Source organism: Streptomyces sp. NPDC088923 (assembly GCF_044749745.1).
Lineage (GTDB): Bacteria > Actinomycetota > Actinomycetes > Streptomycetales > Streptomycetaceae > Streptomyces.
This window is the reverse complement of sequence record NZ_JBIVIO010000010.1, coordinates 105,043-124,455: the sequence shown is the minus strand read 5'-3', so window position 1 is coordinate 124,455 and position 19,413 is coordinate 105,043. Positions and strand designations below refer to the sequence as shown.

General features: G+C 69.4%; 15 protein-coding genes and 1 tRNA gene. 13 read left to right on the top strand and 3 right to left on the bottom strand.

Annotation, left to right across the window (positions count from 1 at the left end):
* Window positions 1-7 precede the first annotated feature (7 nt).
* The gene (locus ACIP4O_RS28090; RefSeq protein WP_401578676.1) at window positions 8-646 is read right to left on the bottom strand and encodes an NAD(P)-dependent oxidoreductase; all 639 of its coding nucleotides are present in this window, start codon (window positions 644-646) and stop codon (window positions 8-10) included.
* Window positions 647-751: 105 nt separating this feature from the next.
* On the opposite strand from ACIP4O_RS28090, the gene ACIP4O_RS28085 reads away from it, so the two are divergent.
* A complete protein-coding gene (locus tag ACIP4O_RS28085; RefSeq protein ID WP_401578674.1) occupies window positions 752-1,384 on the top strand; it encodes a TetR/AcrR family transcriptional regulator in 633 nt (210 codons plus the stop codon).
* A 118-nt stretch (window positions 1,385-1,502) separates the two neighbouring features.
* Window positions 1,503-2,165, top strand: a complete 663-nt coding sequence (locus ACIP4O_RS28080; RefSeq protein WP_401578672.1) for a DsbA family protein — start codon at window positions 1,503-1,505, stop codon at window positions 2,163-2,165.
* Between the two features lie 28 nt (window positions 2,166-2,193).
* On the opposite strand, the gene ACIP4O_RS28075 is transcribed toward ACIP4O_RS28080, so the two are convergent.
* Together ACIP4O_RS28075 and ACIP4O_RS28070 are read right to left on the bottom strand one after the other, a co-directional pair.
* Entirely contained in the window at window positions 2,194-3,264 is a 1,071-nt protein-coding gene (locus ACIP4O_RS28075) for an adenosine deaminase (protein WP_401578670.1), read from the bottom strand.
* A gap of 179 nt (window positions 3,265-3,443) precedes the next feature.
* The gene (locus ACIP4O_RS28070; RefSeq protein ID WP_401578669.1) at window positions 3,444-4,670 is read right to left on the bottom strand and encodes a pyridoxal phosphate-dependent aminotransferase; all 1,227 of its coding nucleotides are present in this window, start codon (window positions 4,668-4,670) and stop codon (window positions 3,444-3,446) included.
* A gap of 271 nt (window positions 4,671-4,941) precedes the next feature.
* Here ACIP4O_RS28070 and ACIP4O_RS28065 point away from each other — a divergent pair.
* The 11 genes from ACIP4O_RS28065 (at window position 4,942) to ACIP4O_RS28015 (ending at window position 19,348) form a co-directional block, all read left to right on the top strand.
* A tRNA-Trp gene (locus tag ACIP4O_RS28065) sits at window positions 4,942-5,014 on the top strand.
* Between the two features lie 110 nt (window positions 5,015-5,124).
* Window positions 5,125-5,403, top strand: coding sequence for a preprotein translocase subunit SecE (secE, locus tag ACIP4O_RS28060; RefSeq protein WP_030996522.1), 279 nt, complete (start codon window positions 5,125-5,127; stop codon window positions 5,401-5,403).
* Between the two features lie 83 nt (window positions 5,404-5,486).
* Window positions 5,487-6,410 carry a transcription termination/antitermination protein NusG gene (nusG, locus tag ACIP4O_RS28055; protein ID WP_401578666.1) on the top strand — a complete coding sequence of 308 codons (924 nt, stop codon included), beginning with the start codon at window positions 5,487-5,489 and terminating at the stop codon, window positions 6,408-6,410.
* 215 nt (window positions 6,411-6,625) lie between these two features.
* Window positions 6,626-7,060, top strand: coding sequence for a 50S ribosomal protein L11 (gene rplK, locus ACIP4O_RS28050; protein WP_007823169.1), 435 nt, complete (start codon window positions 6,626-6,628; stop codon window positions 7,058-7,060).
* Window positions 7,061-7,154: 94 nt separating this feature from the next.
* Window positions 7,155-7,877: a 50S ribosomal protein L1 gene (gene rplA / locus ACIP4O_RS28045; protein ID WP_007823167.1), complete on the top strand. Its 723-nt coding sequence runs from the start codon at window positions 7,155-7,157 to the stop codon at window positions 7,875-7,877.
* A 144-nt stretch (window positions 7,878-8,021) separates the two neighbouring features.
* Window positions 8,022-8,681 carry a hypothetical protein gene (locus ACIP4O_RS28040; RefSeq protein ID WP_401578665.1) on the top strand — a complete coding sequence of 220 codons (660 nt, stop codon included), beginning with the start codon at window positions 8,022-8,024 and terminating at the stop codon, window positions 8,679-8,681.
* A gap of 82 nt (window positions 8,682-8,763) precedes the next feature.
* A complete protein-coding gene (locus ACIP4O_RS28035) occupies window positions 8,764-9,777 on the top strand; it encodes a hypothetical protein (RefSeq protein ID WP_401578664.1) in 1,014 nt (337 codons plus the stop codon).
* 327 nt (window positions 9,778-10,104) lie between these two features.
* On the top strand, window positions 10,105-10,635 hold the full coding sequence (gene rplJ / locus ACIP4O_RS28030) for a 50S ribosomal protein L10 (RefSeq protein WP_008746149.1): 531 nt from the start codon (window positions 10,105-10,107) through the stop codon (window positions 10,633-10,635).
* Window positions 10,636-10,749: 114 nt separating this feature from the next.
* A complete protein-coding gene (gene rplL, locus ACIP4O_RS28025; RefSeq protein ID WP_401578662.1) occupies window positions 10,750-11,133 on the top strand; it encodes a 50S ribosomal protein L7/L12 in 384 nt (127 codons plus the stop codon).
* A gap of 676 nt (window positions 11,134-11,809) precedes the next feature.
* The gene (gene rpoB / locus ACIP4O_RS28020) at window positions 11,810-15,298 is read left to right on the top strand and encodes a DNA-directed RNA polymerase subunit beta (protein ID WP_361328885.1); all 3,489 of its coding nucleotides are present in this window, start codon (window positions 11,810-11,812) and stop codon (window positions 15,296-15,298) included.
* Window positions 15,299-15,433: 135 nt separating this feature from the next.
* Entirely contained in the window at window positions 15,434-19,348 is a 3,915-nt protein-coding gene (locus ACIP4O_RS28015; RefSeq protein WP_401578660.1) for a DNA-directed RNA polymerase subunit beta', read from the top strand.
* The last annotated feature ends 65 nt before the right edge of the window (window positions 19,349-19,413 follow it).

The window sequence follows — 19,413 nt, the reverse complement described above, 5'->3', positions numbered from 1 at the left end:
GGGCCGGTCAGTACGCCACGCCCAGCGCGTGGCCCGCGAGGGAGGGGTCGTCGGCCGCCTGGAGCATCGCGTGGGCGACGTCCGCGCGGCTGAGGGTGCGGCCCTTCGCGGGGTTGGCGTCGACGGCGGTGCGGTACGTGCCCGTGAGCGGGCCGTTCGTCAGGCGCGGCGGGCGGACCGAGGTCCACTCGGTGTCGCTCTCGCGCAGCAGCTTCTCCATCGCGCGCAGATCCTCGTAGACCGGCTTCAACAGCGTGCCGATCGCGCCCAGCACCACGCGGTCCATGAGGCCCGTGCCCGGGGCGGGCGGCGCCAGCGGTGCCGCGCTCACCACCACCAGCCGCCGCGTCCCCGCCGCCGCCAGCGCCGCGAGGACCGTCCGCGTCAGCCGCTCCGCGAGCCCCGTACGCGCCTGCGCCTTGTTCGCCACGCCGAGCCCCGAGAGCACCGCGTCGCGCCCGGCGACCGCGGCGACCAGCTCGTCCGGCGATTCGAGCGCGGACCGTACGACCTCCAGTCCCGTGCCCCGCGCGTCGAGCCGCGCCGGGTCGCGGACGACCGCCGTCACCTCGTGGCCCGCGGCGAGCGCCTGACGCACCGCCTCGCCGCCGACTCCACCGGTCGCGCCGAATACCGTCACTTTCACGATCTTCCCCCTCGATCAGGTGGGTGAGTGCTCACTCACCCCCACAATGGGGAGAACGCGGGCCGCGCGTCAAGGACTTGGGCCCAGTGTGAGGGAGGGGAACGCATGACTGAGGACCTGTACCACCGGCCCTTCGGCGAGGCCACGATGGCACCCGCCAGGACCCGGGTGCTCGACGCGGCGCTCCGGCTGATGCGGGAGGCCGGGCTCGTCGGAGCCACGACGAAGGAGATCGCACGCACCGCGCGCTGCTCCGAGGCCGTGCTCTACAAGTACTTCGGCAGCAAGGAGAACCTCTTCGTCGAGGTCCTGCGCACCCGGCTGCCGCGCCTCGACCCGCCCCCCGCCGGGGGCCCCGAGACCCTCGCCGCGGTACTCACCGCGTACTGCCGCCGCGCGGTCGCCTTCTACGCCGAGACCTTCCCGATCGCAGCCTCGCTCTACGCCGAACCTGCACTGCGCGCACGCCACTTCGAGGCCCTGCGCGAACTCGGCGCGGGACCGCACGTACCGCTGCGGCACCTGGAGGAGTACCTGCGCGAGGAGCGGGACGCGGGCCGTGTCGCCGCGGGGACCGACCCGCGCGCCGCCGCCGCGCTGCTCCTCGGCGCCTGCGCGCAGCGCGCCTTCGCGCACGAGGCCACCGAGACCGGGCGGGCCCCCGAGAGCGACGAGGAGTTCGCGGAGGCGATCGTCGCGACGCTGCTCGGGGGGCTCGGGCGGGACGCGGAGGGGTGATCCTCTAAGCTCGCCGGGCGCGGCCGGGGGGCCGGGCTCCTACGCGTTCCTTGGGGGGAACCTGATGCGGCTGCGTCCGTGGCGTGCTGTGCTGTCCGTTCTCTGTGCGTTTCTTGTGATGAGTGCTGCCGCCGCCTGCGGAAACGCTCCCCGGACCGGGGAGGACGATCCCGAGCTGCGGCGGGCCGCCGCGGGGCCCGTACCCGAGAAGCTCGACGCGGACGGCACCACGATCCACGTCGGGCGGAAACTGGCCATGGGCACGATGCACGTCTACGAGGACCCGCGCTGCCCCGTCTGCAAGGAGTTCGAGGACTCGGACGGAGCCCGGGTGCTGCGCGAGAGCACCGAGCTCGGCTACGTGAGCACCGACTACACGCTCGCCTCCTTCCTCGACGACGGCCTCGGCGGCGGCGGCTCGAAGCGCGCGGTCAACGCGCTGCGTGCCGCGCTGGAGGAAGGGCACTTCGCCGAATACCACGACGTCCTCTACGCCCACCAGCCCGAGGAGAGCGTCGACGGCTACACGACCGCGCGGCTCCTCGCGCTCGCCTCGAAGGTCGAGGGCCTGCGCGGCCCCGCGTTCGACAAGGCGGTCCGTACGATGCGGTACGCCGACTTCGTCGCCGAGTCCGAGGCCGCCGTCGAGAAGGACCGCATCCAGGGCACGCCGTCCTTCTACCTCGACGACGAACTCATCGCGAACGGTACGGACGACACGGTCACCACGGAGGCCGGGATGAACCTCACGCTCATCACGCGCGGGAGCCGGCAGTTCTGAGGAGCTTCTGACCGCGCCGAGGGAACTCCTAGACCGCCAGCCAGTCGTCCACCCGCGCCAGCAGCTTCTCGCGCACGTCCACCGGTGCCGCCGAGCCCCGTACCGACTGCCGGGCCAGCTCCGCCAGTTCGGCGTCGGTGAAGCCGTGGTCGTGGCGGGCGATCTCGTACTGGGCCGTGAGGCGCGCGCCGAACAGGAGCGGGTCGTCGGCGCCGAGCGCCATCGGGACCCCGGCGTCGAAGAGGGTGCGCAGCGGTACGTCCGCCTGCTTGGGGTAGACGCCGAGCGCCACGTTGGACGCCGGGCACACCTCGCACGTCACGCCCGAATCCGCGAGGCGGCGCAGCAGAACGGGGTCCTCGGCCGCGCGCACCCCGTGCCCGACGCGCGCCGCGTGCAGGTCGTCGAGGCAGTCCCGTACGGAGGAGGGGCCCGCCAGCTCGCCGCCGTGCGGGGCCGCGAGCAGCCCGCCCTCGCGCGCGATCGCGAAGGCGCGGTCGAAGTCGCGCGCCATCCCTCGGCGTTCGTCGTTCGAGAGCCCGAAACCGACCACGCCCTGATCGGCGAAGCGCACCGCGAGGCGGGCGAGGGTGCGGGCGTCGAGGGGGTGCTTCATGCGGTTCGCGGCGACGAGGACGCGCATCCCGAGCCCGGTGTCGCGCGAGGCGGCGGCGACCGCGTCGAGGATGATCTCCAGGGCCGGGATCAGGCCGCCGAGCGCGGGCGCGTACGAGGTCGGGTCGACCTGGATCTCCAGCCACCCCGAGCCGTCGCGCACGTCCTCCTCGGCCGCCTCGCGGACCAGGCGCTGGATGTCCTCGGGCGCGCGCAGGCAGGCACGGGCGGCGTCGTACAGGCGCTGGAAGCGGAACCAGCCGCGCTCGTCGGTGGCGCGCAGGCGCGGGGGCTCGCCGGAGGTGAGGGCGGAGGTGAGTGCCTCGGGGAGCCGCACCCCGTACTTGTCGGCCAGTTCGAGCAGCGTCGAGGAACGCATCGACCCGGTGAAATGCAGGTGCAGATGCGCCTTCGGCAGTTCCGCGAGGTCTCTGGTCCCGTCCCTGACCACCCCGGCGCGGGGGTTCACGTGCATGCGCTCCATTCATCGATACTGCCGCACGCGGGCGGCGACCTGGTACCCGGTTACCCCTTCGAGCACTTGCCCGAACGCACGTACGGGCACGTGGCGGGGCGGATACGGCGGGTCGCGGGCGGATACGGCGGCGGGCCCCCGCCCGGTGAAGGGTGGGGGCCCGCTCGGGTCCGTACGACCGCTCCCGGTCAGTCCTTCGCCTCCGCGAGGAGCTTCTGGAGCCGGCCGACGCCCTCGATGAGGTCCTCGTCCCCGAGCGCGTACGAGAGCCGCAGGTAACCGGGGGTGCCGAAGGCCTCGCCGGGGACGACCGCGACCTCGACCTCGTCGAGGATCAGCGCGGCCAGCTCGACGGTGGTCCGCGGGCGCTGGCCCCGGATCTCCTTGCCGAGCAGCTCCTTGACCGAGGGGTAGGCGTAGAAGGCGCCCTCGGGCTCGGGGCAGAGGACGCCCTCGATCTCGTTGAGCATCCGCACGATGGTGCGGCGGCGGCGGTCGAAGGCCGTGCGCATCTCGGCGACGGCGTCGAGGCTGCCGGAGACGGCGGCGAGCGCGGCGGCCTGCGAGACGTTGCCGACGTTCGAGGTCGCGTGCGACTGGAGGTTCGTCGCGGCCTTGATGACGTCCTTCGGGCCGATGACCCAGCCCACGCGCCAGCCGGTCATCGCGTACGTCTTGGCCACGCCGTTCACCACGACGCAGCGGTCGCGCAGCTCGGGCACGATCGCCGGCAGCGAGGTGAACGTCGCGTCCCCGTACACGAGGTGCTCGTAGATCTCGTCCGTGAGCACCCACAGGCCGTGCTCGACGGCCCAGCGCCCGATCGCCTCGGCCTCGGCCTCCGGGTAGACGGCGCCCGTCGGGTTCGAGGGAGAGACGAAGAGCAGCACCTTGGTGCGCTCGGTGCGGACGGCCTCCAGCTGCTCCAGCGTGACGCGGTAGCCCGTCGTCTCGTCGGCGACGACCTCGACCGGCACGCCGCCCGCGAGCCGGATCGACTCGGGGTACGTGGTCCAGTACGGGGCCGGGACGATGACCTCGTCGCCCGGGTCGAGGATCGCGGCGAACGCCTCGTAGATGGCCTGCTTGCCGCCGTTGGTCACGAGCACCTGCGAGGCGTCGATCTCGTAGCCGGAGTCGCGCAGCGTCTTCGCGGCGATCGCGGCCTTCAGCTCGGGCAGTCCGCCGGCCGGCGTGTAGCGGTGGTTGCGCGGCTCGCGGCACGCCTCGACGGCGGCGTCGACGATGTACTCGGGCGTGGGGAAGTCGGGTTCACCCGCGCCGAAGCCGATCACCGGACGCCCGGCGGCCTTGAGGGCCTTGGCCTTGGCGTCCACGGCGAGGGTCGCGGACTCGGAGATGGCGGCGATGCGCGCGGATACCCGGCGCTCGGTGGGAGGGGTTGCAGCGCTCATGTCCCCATCGTTTCAGACCGGGAACATCCCGGGCACCGGGGTTTGCGGATCGAGACGGGGGCCGGTACGGGCGTGAGACGCCGGCGGGGTGCGGCGTCCCTCGCGGGTGCCGCGCGGAGCGGCGGCGGGCGGTACGGGCCGGGCGCGCGGAACTACGCGTTCGACCTGGGAGCGCTGAACACGTATGCTCTCTCCTCGTTGGCCCACGGCGGACCGGTTCCGCGCAGGCACTTAGTGTCGGCGGACGGATGCGGTACGTTGGGGCGGGCAAAGGGTCGTAGCTCAATTGGTAGAGCACTGGTCTCCAAAACCAGCGGTTGGGGGTTCAAGTCCCTCCGGCCCTGCTTCACACACCTTCGGGTATGTGTGCGCATGTGTACGTACAGCAATTGCACCGCCGTGCGGCTCCTCTGGGTGCGGTACGGCACCCGACCGGGAATTCAGGTGAGGACACGTGACGGACGCCGTGGGCTCCATCGATACGCCTGATGCCCAGGACGAGGCACCCCGCCCCAAGAAGAAGGGCGGCAAGCGCGGCAAGAAGGGCCCCCTGGGCCGGCTCGCGCTCTTCTACCGGCAGGTCATCGCGGAGCTGCGCAAGGTCGTCTGGCCCACCCGCAGCCAGCTCTCGACGTACACGACCGTCGTCATCGTCTTCGTGGTGATCATGATTGGCCTGGTCACCGTGATCGACTACGGATTCTCGCAGGCCGCCAAGTACGTTTTTGGCTGAGCCGGCATGCACAATGCGAAGGGCGCCGTACTCGGCGCCCCTTTCGCGTGTTCCACCCCTATGTATCAGGAAGAAGCAGCGACGTGTCTGACCCGAACCTGAACGGCGACCAGCCCGCGCACGAGGGCCCGGCCTCCGCCGAGGACGTTCTCGGCGCCGGGGCCGAGGGCGCCGTGGAGCCGGAGCAGGCCGCGGCTGCGGAAGCCCAGGCCGAGACCGAGGCCGCCGAGGTCGGCGAGGAAGCCGCTGCGGCCGAGGAGACCGCCGAGGCCGAGGAGGCCACCGAGGCCGCGGCCGACGCGGACGAGCTCGCCGCCGAGGAAGCCGAGCAGGACGCCGAGGACGCGGCCGAGAACGCCGCGGACGAAGAGGCCGCCGAGGAGGAGGCCGTCGACCCCGTCGCGGCCCTGCGCGAGGAACTGCGCACGCTGCCCGGCGAGTGGTACGTCATCCACACGTACGCCGGTTACGAGAACCGCGTGAAGACGAACCTGGAGCAGCGCGCCGTCTCGCTCAACGTCGAGGAGTTCATCTTCCAGGCCGAGGTGCCGCAGGAAGAGGTCGTCCAGATCAAGAACGGCGACCGCAAGACGATCCGGCAGAACAAGCTCCCCGGCTACGTCCTCGTCCGCATGGACCTCACCAACGAGTCCTGGGGCGTCGTCCGCAACACCCCCGGCGTCACCGGCTTCGTCGGCAACGCCTACGACCCGTACCCGCTGACCCTCGACGAGATCGTCAAGATGCTCGCCCCCGAGGCGGAGGAGAAGGCGGCCCGCGAGGCCGCCGAGGCCGAGGGCAAGCCCGCGCCGCAGCGCAAGGTCGAGGTCCAGGTCCTCGACTTCGAGGTCGGCGACTCGGTCACCGTCACCGACGGCCCCTTCGCGACCCTCCAGGCGACGATCAACGAGATCAACGCCGACTCCAAGAAGGTCAAGGGCCTCGTGGAGATCTTCGGTCGCGAGACCCCGGTCGAGCTGAGCTTCGACCAGATCCAGAAGAACTGAGCCCGGCTTCAGGGCCGCCAGTCTTCAGGATCGCCAGTCTTCCGGCAGGTCACAGGGGGTACGGGGATACCCGGCACCCCCTGTGACCTGCCGGTTTTTGAGCGCGCGACGATACCCGTTACCGTTGTGCGGTATGCCTCCATCCGGATGAACCGAGTGAAACCGGTTCCGGCGGATGAAGGCGGAACACTTCTCACCAGGACCCGGAGAGAGCAATGCCTCCCAAGAAGAAGAAGGTCACGGGGCTGATCAAGCTCCAGATCCAGGCCGGTGCCGCCAACCCGGCCCCGCCTGTCGGCCCCGCGCTGGGTCAGCACGGCGTCAACATCATGGAGTTCTGCAAGGCCTACAACGCCGCGACCGAGTCGCAGCGCGGCTGGGTCATCCCGGTCGAGATCACGGTCTACGAGGACCGCTCCTTCACCTTCATCACGAAGACCCCGCCCGCCGCGAAGATGATCCTCCGCGCCGCCGGTGTCGAGAAGGGCTCGGGCGAGCCGCACAAGACCAAGGTCGCCAAGATCACGGACGCCCAGGTCCGCGAGATCGCCCAGACCAAGATGGAAGACCTCAACGCCAACGACATCGACGCCGCCGCGAAGATCATCGCCGGTACCGCGCGTTCGATGGGCGTCACCGTCGAGGGCTGAGCCCGCGGCAGGGCCCGCCGGGCCCCGTAGACCTCTTGTGGCAGGACGAGCGCCGTCCGGACCACAACTCCGCAACAGAACACCAGGAGCAGTAGTGAAGCGCAGCAAGTCCCTCCGGGCTGCCGACGCCAAGATCGACCGGGAGCGCCTGTACGCGCCCCTGGAGGCGATCCGGCTGGCCAAGGACACCGCCACCACCAAGTTCGACTCGACCGTCGAGATCGCCTTCCGCCTGGGTGTCGACCCGCGCAAGGCCGACCAGATGGTCCGTGGCACCGTGAACCTCCCGCACGGCACCGGCAAGACCGCCCGGGTCCTGGTCTTCGCGACCGGTGACCGTGCCGAGGCCGCGCGTGCCGCGGGCGCCGACATCGTCGGCGCCGACGAGCTCATCGACGAGGTCGCGAAGGGGCGTCTGGACTTCGACGCCGTCGTCGCGACGCCAGACCTCATGGGCAAGGTCGGCCGCCTCGGCCGCGTGCTCGGTCCGCGCAGCCTCATGCCGAACCCGAAGACCGGCACCGTGACCCCCGACGCGGCCAAGGCCGTCAAGGAGATCAAGGGCGGCAAGATCGAGTTCCGCGTCGACAAGCACTCGAACCTCCACTTCATCGTCGGCAAGTCGTCCTTCACGGACGAGCAGCTCGTCGAGAACTACGGCGCCGCGCTCGACGAGATCCTTCGTCTCAAGCCGTCCGCCGCGAAGGGCCGCTACATCAAGAAGGCCGTCGTGAGCACCACGATGGGCCCCGGCGTCCCGGTCGACCCCAACCGCACCCGCAACCTCCTCACCGAGGAGGACCCGGCCGCCGTCTGAGCCCCTGGCTCCAGCCGGTGACCGCGTCACGGACGCGCGTCTTCCCGAAGGCCCCGCACCCGCCCTGGGTGCGGGGCCTTCGCGCGCTCTGTTCCCGGGCGGGCGCGCGTGCTTGGGTGGGGCGGTCGAGGCGAGGGGGCGTACGTGCGCGGGTGGGGACGGGGTGCGGCGGCGGTGCTCGCGGTGTGTGTGCCGCTCGCGGGGTGCGGGGATTCCGGCGGCGGCACGGGTACGGGGGCGAGCGGCGAGGCCGCGCGGGTGCTGCGCGCGGCGGTGCGCGCGACCGAGGCGGCCGGCTCGGCCCGTACGGAGTCCGTCACCGAGATCGACGGGGAGCGGACCAGGAGCCGGGGCGCGCTCGACTGGTCGGGGAAACCGTACGGGCGGCTGCGGGTGGGGGTGGGCGGCGACCTCGTGCTCAAGGACGGCGAGGCGTGGGTACGGCTCGCGCGACCGGTGGGCGGGAAGCGGTGGGTACGGCAGAAGGCCGCGGACGGCCTCGTGCCGGCCGACTCGCTGCGGCTGCTCCTCCAGGCCGCGGACGCGCACCGGGCCGGACGGGCACGGGTGCGGGGCGTCGTCACGACGCACTGGGCGGGACGCGTACGGGCCGACGAGTCGGCGCGGGTGCGGGAGGCCGGGGTCGCGGCGCAGAGCGTGGACGTATGGCTGGACGGGCGGCAACGGCTCGTGAAGCGGGTCGAGTCGGGGCGCGGCACGGCGGGGCTGGTGCGGGTCACGACGTACTGGAGCGGGTTCCGGACGGACGTCGAGGTGCCGGAGGTGCCGGGCGGCGGGAACTGAACGCGGTTCGGGGGTGTCGTAGTCCTCAGGTAATGTGCGGGAAAAATCGGGGGCACGCACAGTGTCGGCATGGGGTGGGGAAATGAACAGGACAGCTTGGAGCCGGGGGCGGACGGGTCGCGTCGTGGGCGCGGCGATCGCGGTGGCGCTCCTGGGCGGCGCGGCGACGGCGTGCGACAGCGACGACTCGGGCGACAAGAAGAGCGACGCCAAGCCGGCGGCGGAGAAGTCCTCGGCCGCGCCGGCCAAGGACGTGGACCCGCAGGAGGCGCTGAAGGCCGCCTCGGAGAAGACCGCCTCCTTCAAGTCCGCCGCGGTGGACATGACGACGAAGACCCCGGCGGGGCTCACCGAGACGACCGCTCCGGCCCACATGAAGGGCAAGCTCGGCTGGGACCCGGTCGCGATGGACATGGCCGTGGAGAACGCCGAGGCCGAAGCCGGCATGCCGGCCGAGATGACCATGAGGTGGACCGGCTCGGTCATGTACATGGACGTGGGCGAGGAGGGCGCGGCCGAGCTGGACGGCAAGCGCTGGATGAAGATCGACCTCGCCGCCGCGGCCAAGGCCGGGGGTGCCGAGGGCCAGGACGCGATGAAGCAGTTCGACCAGCTCATGGGTTCCTTCGGGCAGGGTCCCGCGACGCAGATCGACATGCTGAGCGCCGCCGACGACGTGAAGTACGTCGGCGCCGAGAAGGTCGGCGGGGCAGAGGCGAAGCACTTCCGCGGCACGGTGTCCGCCGAGGCCATCCTCAACACGACCGACGCGCTCAAGAGCCTCGACGCGAAGACGCGGAAGCAGGTGCAGGACAACCTCAAGAAGTCGGGCGTGACGTCGGAGCAGATCGATCTGTGGATCGGTCCGGACGACCTCCTGGTGCGCGCGGACACCATCGCGAACTCGAAGCAGGGCAAGATCAGCACGAAGGCCACGTACAAGGACTTCGGCGGTGCGCTCAAGGTGACCGCTCCGCCCGCCGGTCAGACGATGGACCTCATGAAGATGCTCCAGGGCATCGGTGACCTCGCGAAGAACGGCGACCCGAGCGACGCCGACATGAAGGAACTCGAAGACGCGCTCGGCGGCGTCTGAGCCAGGGCCGACGCGGGCCCGTCCGGGGGCGATTTGCTCCGGGCGGGTCCGCTCCCGTACTCTCACTTCCGTAGCCGAAGACCGCTGGTCGCCCCCGTGCCGCAAGGCGTGGTGGCCGAAGGACTCGCAGATACGCGAGCGACCCGCGCAGGTGCGAATGAGGACCGCAGCTCCCGGACGTCCAGTCCGGTCGAGCCACGCCCCGCGCGCCCGCGCCGGGGCGTTTCGTTTGTTCTCCACTCTCCTTCGTCCCGGTGGTCCACGGCTCGTCTGCGGCTGATCGCGAGGTCAGTCGAAGCTCATCACCCCGGAAGGAGGCCGAGGCACATGGCGACCGCTGACAAGGTCGATGCCGTTGAGGAGATCACGGAGAAGCTCCGTAACTCCAACGCTGCCGTCGTTACCGCGTACACGGGTCTGTCCGTCGCGCAGCTCAAGCAGCTGCGCCGTTCTCTCGGCGAGAACGCTCAGTACCGTGTGGTGAAGAACACGCTGACCAAGATCGCGGCCAAGGAGGCCGGGTTCTCGGAGCTGGACGAGCACCTCAAGGGCTCGACGGCCGTCGCTTTCGTCACCGGTGACCCGGTCGAGGCGGCGAAGGGTCTCCGTGACTTCGCCAAGGACAACCCCGCGCTTGTCATCAAGGGCGGTGTTCTCGACGGCAAGGCTCTCTCCGCCGACGAGATCAAGAAGCTTGCGGACCTCGAGTCCCGCGAGGTTCTGCTGGCCAAGCTGGCCGGCGCCATGAAGGGCAAGCAGTCGCAGGCTGCCGCGCTCTTCCAGGCGCTTCCCTCGAAGTTCGTCCGCACCGCGGAGGCGCTTCGTGCCAAGAAGGCCGAGCAGGGCGGTGCCGAGTAATTCGGCTCGTTTTCTGACCCGAGCCCGCTGAGCGGGCAGAGGTCGACGCGGGCCGTACGTACGCCCGCCGACATGTACATCCGGCACCAGCCGAAGAGTGGAAGGACCGCCATCATGGCGAAGCTCAGCCAGGAAGACCTCCTCGCCCAGTTCGAGGAAATGACCCTCATCGAGCTCTCCGAGTTCGTGAAGGCCTTCGAGGACAAGTTCGACGTCACCGCCGCCGCCCCCGCGGCCGTCGCGGTCCAGGGTGGCGGCGCCGCCCCGGCCGAGGCCGCCGAGGAGCAGGACGAGTTCGACGTCATCCTCACGGGTGCCGGCGACAAGAAGATCCAGGTCATCAAGGTCGTGCGTGAGCTGACCTCGCTGGGTCTGAAGGAGGCCAAGGACCTCGTGGACGGCACCCCGAAGCCCGTCCTGGAGAAGGTCGACAAGGCCGCCGCCGACAAGGCCGCCGAGTCCCTCAAGGCCGCCGGCGCCTCCGTCGAGGTCAAGTGATTCGAGGTCCGCGAGGACCTTTCGCACGCGCCCGGTGCGCGGCCCTGAGGGGCTCGCGCGGGCACGTACGTACGAAGGCTGCCCCGGCCGGATGACGGCCGTGGCAACCGATCCACGACGTTTTCACCCTGGGGTGTAACGCCGAGGGGTCGAAGGGCGATCACCCAACCGGGTGGTCGCCCTTCGGCGTTGCCGTGGCGGGTGCTGCGGGCGTTCCACCCCTGCGGGTAGGGTGATCTTCGTTGTGCGCCCGGTCCCGGGCCCCGGCCTCCCGCGGTTCCCGCGGCGGCCGAGCGGCGGGACGCGGGGGCCTTGACGAACGGCACGCAGCGCGCAATTCTCAGGACGCGTCGTCACAACGATCCTCAATCCGAGGCATGGATCGGTGGCGAAGAGGGCAGTATCGGAGTGCGTCGGCAGGCGCACGGAACGCGTAGGAGTTGTGATCAGCGAGGGTCTCGCGCAGCCGGGAGAAAACCCGGACTGGACATCAGTGGGCCATATGGCTACACTGTCCCTTTGCGCTGCCTGTTAGCTGCCTCCTGCCCGTCACCAGGGGCATCCCCGAGCCGAGCACCGATCGAAGAAACAGGCCCTGACCAGGGCTTTCACTCGGTGCGTCCAGCTCGGGACCGGTACGCGCGTAGTGAGTCCGAGCCCTCGGAAGGACCCCCTCTTGGCCGCCTCGCGCACTGCCTCGACCGCACAAACGAACAACGGTGCCAGCACCGCCCCGCTGCGCATTTCTTTCGCAAAGATCCGGGAGCCCCTCGAGGTTCCCAACCTGCTCGCCCTTCAGACCGAGAGCTTCGACTGGCTGCTCGGCAACGACGCCTGGAAGTCCCGCGTCGAGGCGGCCCTCGCGGGCGGCATGTCCGTCCCCACCAAGTCCGGTCTGGAGGAGATCTTCGAGGAGATCTCCCCGATCGAGGACTTCTCCGGGTCGATGTCGCTGACGTTCCGCGACCACCGCTTCGAGCCGCCGAAGAACTCCATCGACGAGTGCAAGGACCGCGACTTCACGTACGCGGCGCCGCTCTTCGTCACCGCCGAGTTCACGAACAACGAGACCGGCGAGATCAAGTCCCAGACGGTCTTCATGGGCGACTTCCCGCTCATGACCAACAAGGGCACCTTCGTCATCAACGGCACCGAGCGTGTCGTGGTCTCCCAGCTGGTCCGCTCGCCGGGCGTCTACTTCGATTCCTCGATCGACAAGACCTCCGACAAGGACATCTACTCCGCCAAGATCATCCCCTCGCGGGGTGCCTGGCTGGAGATGGAGATCGACAAGCGCGACATGGTCGGTGTCCGCATCGACCGCAAGCGCAAGCAGTCGGTGACCGTACTGCTCAAGGCGCTCGGCTGGACGACCGAGCAGATCCTTGAGGAGTTCGGCCAGTACGAGTCGATGCGCGCCACCCTGGAGAAGGACCACACCCAGGGCCAGGACGACGCGCTCCTCGACATCTACCGCAAGCTGCGCCCGGGCGAGCCGCCCACCCGTGAGGCCGCCCAGAACCTGCTGGAGAACCTCTACTTCAACCCGAAGCGCTACGACCTCGCCAAGGTCGGCCGCTACAAGGTCAACAAGAAGCTCGGTTCGGAAGCGCCGCTGGACGCCGGCGTCCTCACCACCGACGACATCCTGGCCACGATCAAGTACCTCGTGCAGCTGCACGCGGGCGAGACCGAGGCGGCCGTCGGTGACGAGGGCAAGACGATCGTCGTCGAGACCGACGACATCGACCACTTCGGCAACCGCCGCCTGCGCAACGTCGGCGAGCTGATCCAGAACCAGGTCCGCACGGGTCTCGCCCGTATGGAGCGCGTCGTGCGCGAGCGCATGACGACCCAGGACGTCGAGGCGATCACCCCGCAGACCCTCATCAACATCCGGCCGGTCGTCGCCTCCATCAAGGAGTTCTTCGGCACCAGCCAGCTGTCCCAGTTCATGGACCAGAACAACCCGCTGTCCGGGCTGACGCACAAGCGTCGTCTGTCCGCGCTCGGCCCGGGTGGTCTCTCCCGTGAGCGGGCCGGCTTCGAGGTCCGCGACGTGCACCCGTCCCACTACGGACGCATGTGCCCGATCGAGACCCCGGAAGGCCCGAACATCGGCCTGATCGGTTCGCTCGCCTCGTACGGCCGCGTCAACGCCTTCGGCTTCGTCGAGACCCCGTACCGCAAGGTCGTCGACGGTGTCGTCACCGACGACGTCGACTACCTGACGGCCGACGAGGAGGACCGCTTCGTCATCGCCCAGGCGAACGCGCCCCTCACCGACGACCTCCACTTCGAGGAGGCCCGCGTCCTGGTGCGCCGCCGCGGCGGCGAGGTCGACTACGTCCCCGGGGACGACGTCGACTACATGGACGTCTCGCCGCGCCAGATGGTGTCCGTCGCGACCGCGATGATCCCCTTCCTGGAGCACGACGACGCCAACCGTGCCCTCATGGGCGCGAACATGATGCGCCAGGCCGTGCCGCTGATCAAGTCCGAGGCGCCCATCGTCGGCACCGGCATGGAGTACCGCTCCGCGACCGACGCCGGTGACGTGCTCAAGGCCGACAAGGACGGTGTGGTCCAGGAGGTCTCCGCGGACTACATCACGACCGCGAACGACGACGGCACGTACACCACGTACCGCCTGGCGAAGTTCTCGCGCTCCAACCAGGGCACCTCGGTCAACCAGAAGGTCATCGTCAACGAGAACGACCGGGTCATCGTCGGCCAGGTCCTCGCGGACGGTCCCGCGACCGAGAACGGCGAGATGGCGCTCGGCAAGAACCTTCTTGTCGCCTTCATGCCGTGGGAGGGTCACAACTACGAGGACGCGATCATCCTGTCGCAGCGCCTCGTGCAGGACGACGTCCTCTCCTCGATCCACATCGAGGAGCACGAGGTCGACGCCCGTGACACCAAGCTCGGCCCCGAGGAGATCACCCGGGACATCCCGAACGTCTCCGAGGAGGTCCTCGCCGACCTCGACGAGCGCGGCATCATCCGTATCGGTGCCGAGGTCATCGCCGGTGACATCCTCGTCGGCAAGGTCACGCCCAAGGGCGAGACCGAGCTGACCCCCGAGGAGCGCCTGCTGCGCGCGATCTTCGGCGAGAAGGCCCGTGAGGTCCGTGACACCTCGCTCAAGGTCCCGCACGGTGAGATCGGCAAGGTCATCGGCGTCCGCGTCTTCGACCGCGAGGAGGGCGACGAGCTTCCCCCGGGCGTGAACCAGCTGGTTCGCGTCTACGTCGCCCAGAAGCGCAAGATCACCGACGGCGACAAGCTCGCGGGGCGTCACGGCAACAAGGGCGTCATCTCCAAGATCCTCCCGATCGAGGACATGCCCTTCCTCGAGGACGGCACCCCGGTCGACATCATCCTGAACCCGCTCGGCGTGCCCTCGCGCATGAACCCGGGCCAGGTCATGGAGGTCCACCTCGGCTGGCTCGCCAGCCAGGGCTGGGACGTGTCGCAGGTCCCCGAGCAGTGGGCGCAGCGCCTCCAGGCGATCAGCGCCGACCAGGTCGCCCCCGGCACCAACGTCGCGACCCCGGTCTTCGACGGTGCCCGCGAGGACGAGCTGACCGGCCTGCTCCAGCACACCATCCCCAACCGGGACGGTGAGCGCATGGTGCAGCCCACCGGCAAGGCACGGCTCTTCGACGGCCGCTCCGGCGAGCCGTTCCCGGACCCGATCGCCCTCGGCTACATGTACATCCTCAAGCTCCACCACCTCGTGGACGACAAGCTCCACGCGCGCTCGACCGGCCCGTACTCGATGATCACGCAGCAGCCGCTGGGTGGTAAGGCGCAGTTCGGTGGCCAGCGCTTCGGTGAGATGGAGGTGTGGGCGCTGGAAGCGTACGGCGCCGCCTACGCCCTCCAGGAGCTGCTGACGATCAAGTCCGACGACGTGACCGGCCGCGTGAAGGTCTACGAGGCCATCGTCAAGGGCGAGAACATCCCCGAGCCCGGCATTCCCGAGTCCTTCAAGGTGCTCATCAAGGAAATGCAGTCGCTCTGCCTGAACGTGGAGGTGCTGTCCTCGGACGGCATGTCCATCGAGATGCGTGACACGGACGAGGACGTCTTCCGTGCCGCGGAAGAGCTCGGTATCGACCTGTCCCGGCGCGAGCCGAGCAGCGTCGAAGAGGTCTGACGGGCCCACCCGGTCCCGCCGGACACCCTGGGAGGGGTGCCGGCGGGCCGGGTGGTGACCCCAGCCCCGTACGACCGGGGCGCAGGACCCCGTACAGACCACCTTTGACACAACCCTGAGAGGGATTGACGCATAGTGCTCGACGTCAACTTCTTCGACGAGCTGCGGATCGGCCTCGCCACCGCGGACGACATCCGGACCTGGTCGCACGGCGAGGTCAAGAAGCCGGAGACCATCAACTACCGCACCCTCAAGCCGGAAAAGGACGGGCTCTTCTGCGAGAAGATCTTCGGCCCCACCCGGGACTGGGAGTGCTACTGCGGCAAGTACAAGCGTGTCCGCTTCAAGGGCATCATCTGCGAGCGCTGCGGCGTCGAGGTCACTCGCGCCAAGGTGCGCCGCGAGCGCATGGGCCACATCGAGCTCGCCGCTCCCGTCACGCACATCTGGTACTTCAAGGGCGTGCCCTCGCGCCTGGGGTACCTGCTCGACCTGGCGCCGAAGGACCTGGAGAAGGTCATCTACTTCGCCGCGTACATGATCACGTACGTGGACGAGGAGCGCCGTACCCGCGACCTGCCCTCCCTTGAGGCGCAGGTGCAGGTCGAGCGCCAGCAGGTCGAGAACCGGCGCGACTCCGACCTGGAGAACCGCGCCAAGAAGCTGGAGAACGACCTCGCCGAGCTGGAGGCCGAGGGCGCCAAGGCGGACGCGCGCCGCAAGGTGCGCGAGGGTGCCGAGCGCGAGATGAAGCAGCTCCGTGACCGCGCCCAGCGCGAGATCGACCGCCTCGACGAGGTGTGGAGCCGCTTCAAGAACCTCAAGGTCCAGGACCTGGAGGGCGACGAGCTGCTCTACCGCGAGCTGCGCGACCGCTTCGGCACGTACTTCGACGGCTCGATGGGCGCCGCCGCGCTCCAGAAGCGCCTGGAGTCCTTCGACCTGGAGGAGGAGGCCGAGCGCCTCCGCGAGATCATCCGCACCGGCAAGGGCCAGAAGAAGACCCGTGCCCTCAAGCGGCTCAAGGTCGTCTCGCCGTTCCTCCAGACCGCCAACAGCCCCAAGGGCATGGTCCTGGACTGCGTCCCGGTCATCCCGCCGGACCTGCGTCCGATGGTGCAGCTCGACGGTGGCCGCTTCGCGACCTCCGACCTCAACGACCTGTACCGCCGTGTCATCAACCGCAACAACCGCCTGAAGCGGCTTCTCGACCTCGGCGCGCCCGAGATCATCGTGAACAACGAGAAGCGCATGCTCCAGGAGGCCGTCGACGCGCTCTTCGACAACGGCCGCCGCGGGCGCCCGGTCACGGGCCCCGGCAACCGTCCGCTGAAGTCGCTCTCCGACATGCTCAAGGGCAAGCAGGGCCGCTTCCGCCAGAACCTCCTCGGCAAGCGCGTGGACTACTCCGCGCGTTCCGTGATCGTCGTCGGTCCGCAGCTCAAGCTGCACCAGTGCGGTCTGCCGAAGGCGATGGCGCTGGAGCTGTTCAAGCCGTTCGTGATGAAGCGCCTGGTGGACCTGAACCACGCGCAGAACATCAAGTCGGCCAAGCGCATGGTCGAGCGCGGCCGCACCGTCGTGTACGACGTCCTCGAAGAGGTCATCGCCGAGCACCCGGTGCTGCTCAACCGTGCCCCGACCCTGCACCGCCTGGGCATCCAGGCCTTCGAGCCGCAGCTCGTCGAGGGCAAGGCCATCCAGATCCACCCGCTCGTCTGCACCGCCTTCAACGCGGACTTCGACGGTGACCAGATGGCCGTGCACCTGCCGCTCTCCGCGGAGGCGCAGGCCGAGGCCCGCATCCTGATGCTGTCCTCGAACAACATCCTCAAGCCGGCCGACGGCCGACCGGTCACCATGCCGACCCAGGACATGGTGCTCGGTCTCTTCTTCCTCACCACGGACGAGGAGGAGCGCAAGGTCATCGGTGAGGGCCGGTCCTTCGGCTCGACCGCCGAGGCGATCATGGCCTTCGACGCCGGGGAGCTCTCGCTCCAGGCGAAGGTGGACATCCGCTTCCCGGTCGGCACCATGCCGCCGCGCGGCTGGACCCCGCCGGAGCCCGCCGAGGGCGAGGACGACTTCGGTTCGCCGGAGTACCAGCCGGGGGACTCCTTCCGGCTGCGTACGACGCTGGGCCGGGCGCTCTTCAACGAGCTCCTCCCCGAGGACTACCCCTTCGTCGACTACTCGGTCGGCAAGAAGCAGCTCTCGGAGATCGTCAACGACCTCGCCGAGCGCTACCCCAAGGTGATCGTCGCCGCGACGCTGGACAACCTCAAGGCGTCCGGCTTCTTCTGGGCGACCCGTTCCGGTGTCACCGTCGCCATCTCGGACGTCGTCGTCCCCGAGGCGAAGAAGGGCATCGTCGCCCAGTACGAGGCCGAGGACGAGAAGGTCCAGAAGCAGTACGAGCGCGGTCTCATCACCAAGGACGAGCGCACCGGTGAGCTGATCCGGATCTGGACCCGCGCGACCAACGAGGTCGCCGAGGCGATGAACGAGAACTTCCCGAAGACGAACCCGATCGCCATGATGGTGAACTCGGGCGCCCGAGGGAACATGATGCAGCTCCGTCAGATCGCCGGTATGCGCGGTCTGGTGTCGAACGCCAAGAACGAGACGATTCCCCGTCCCATCAAGGCGTCCTTCCGCGAGGGCCTGTCCGTGCTGGAGTACTTCATCTCCACGCACGGTGCCCGTAAGGGTCTCGCCGACACCGCCCTGCGTACCGCCGACTCCGGCTACCTCACGCGTCGACTCGTCGACGTCTCGCAGGACGTCATCATTCGCGAGGAGGACTGCGGCACCGACCGCGGTCTGCGCCTCAAGATCGCCGAGCGCGGGGCGGACAGCGTCCTGCGCAAGACGGAGGACGTCGAGACCAGCGTGTACGCGCGCTGCCTCGCCGAGGACGTCGTCGTCGGGGACGTCGTACTGGCCCCGGCCGGTACCGACCTCGGTGACGTGCTCATCGACGAGCTGGTCCGCCACGGCATCGAGGAGGTCAAGACCCGTTCGGTCCTGACCTGCGAGTCCGCCGTCGGCACCTGCGCGATGTGCTACGGGCGTTCGCTCGCCACCGGCAAGCTCGTCGACATCGGTGAGGCGGTCGGCATCATCGCCGCCCAGTCCATCGGTGAGCCGGGCACCCAGCTCACGATGCGTACCTTCCACACCGGTGGTGTGGCCGGTGACGACATCACGCAGGGTCTGCCGCGAGTCGTCGAGCTCTTCGAGGCGCGTACCCCGAAGGGTGTCGCCCCGATCTCCGAGGCCGCGGGCCGCGTCCGCATCGAGGAGACCGAGAAGACCAAGAAGATCGTCGTCACCCCGGACGACGGCGGCGAGGAGACTCCTTACCCGATCTCCAAGCGCGCTCGTCTGGAGGTCGCCGAGGGCGACCACGTCGAGGTGGGCCAGAAGCTCACCGTGGGTGCCACCAACCCGCACGACGTGCTCCGCATCCTCGGTCAGCGCGCGGTGCAGGTGCACCTCGTGGGCGAGGTCCAGAAGGTCTACAACTCGCAGGGTGTGTCGATCCACGACAAGCACATCGAGATCATCATCCGACAGATGCTCCGCCGCGTGACGATCATCGAGTCGGGTGACGCCGAGCTGCTGCCCGGTGAGCTGGTCGAGCGCTCGAAGTTCGAGACGGAGAACCGCCGGGTCGTCACCGAGGGCGGTCACCCCGCCTCCGGCCGTCCGCAGCTCATGGGTATCACCAAGGCCTCGCTCGCCACCGAGTCGTGGCTGTCGGCGGCGTCCTTCCAGGAGACGACCAGGGTCCTCACCGACGCGGCGATCAACGCCAAGTCGGACTCCCTGATCGGCCTCAAGGAGAACGTCATCATCGGTAAGCTCATCCCGGCCGGTACGGGTCTGTCCCGCTACCGCAACATCCGGGTCGAGCCGACCGAGGAGGCCAAGGCCGCGATGTACTCGGCCGTCGGCTACGACGACATCGACTACTCGCCCTTCGGTACGGGTTCCGGCCAGGCCGTCCCGCTGGAGGACTACGACTACGGGCCCTACAACCAGTAAGCCCCGTCGGTTGGTGTGACCACGGCCGCCTCGCTCCCTTCGGGGACGCGGGGCGGCCGTTTGTC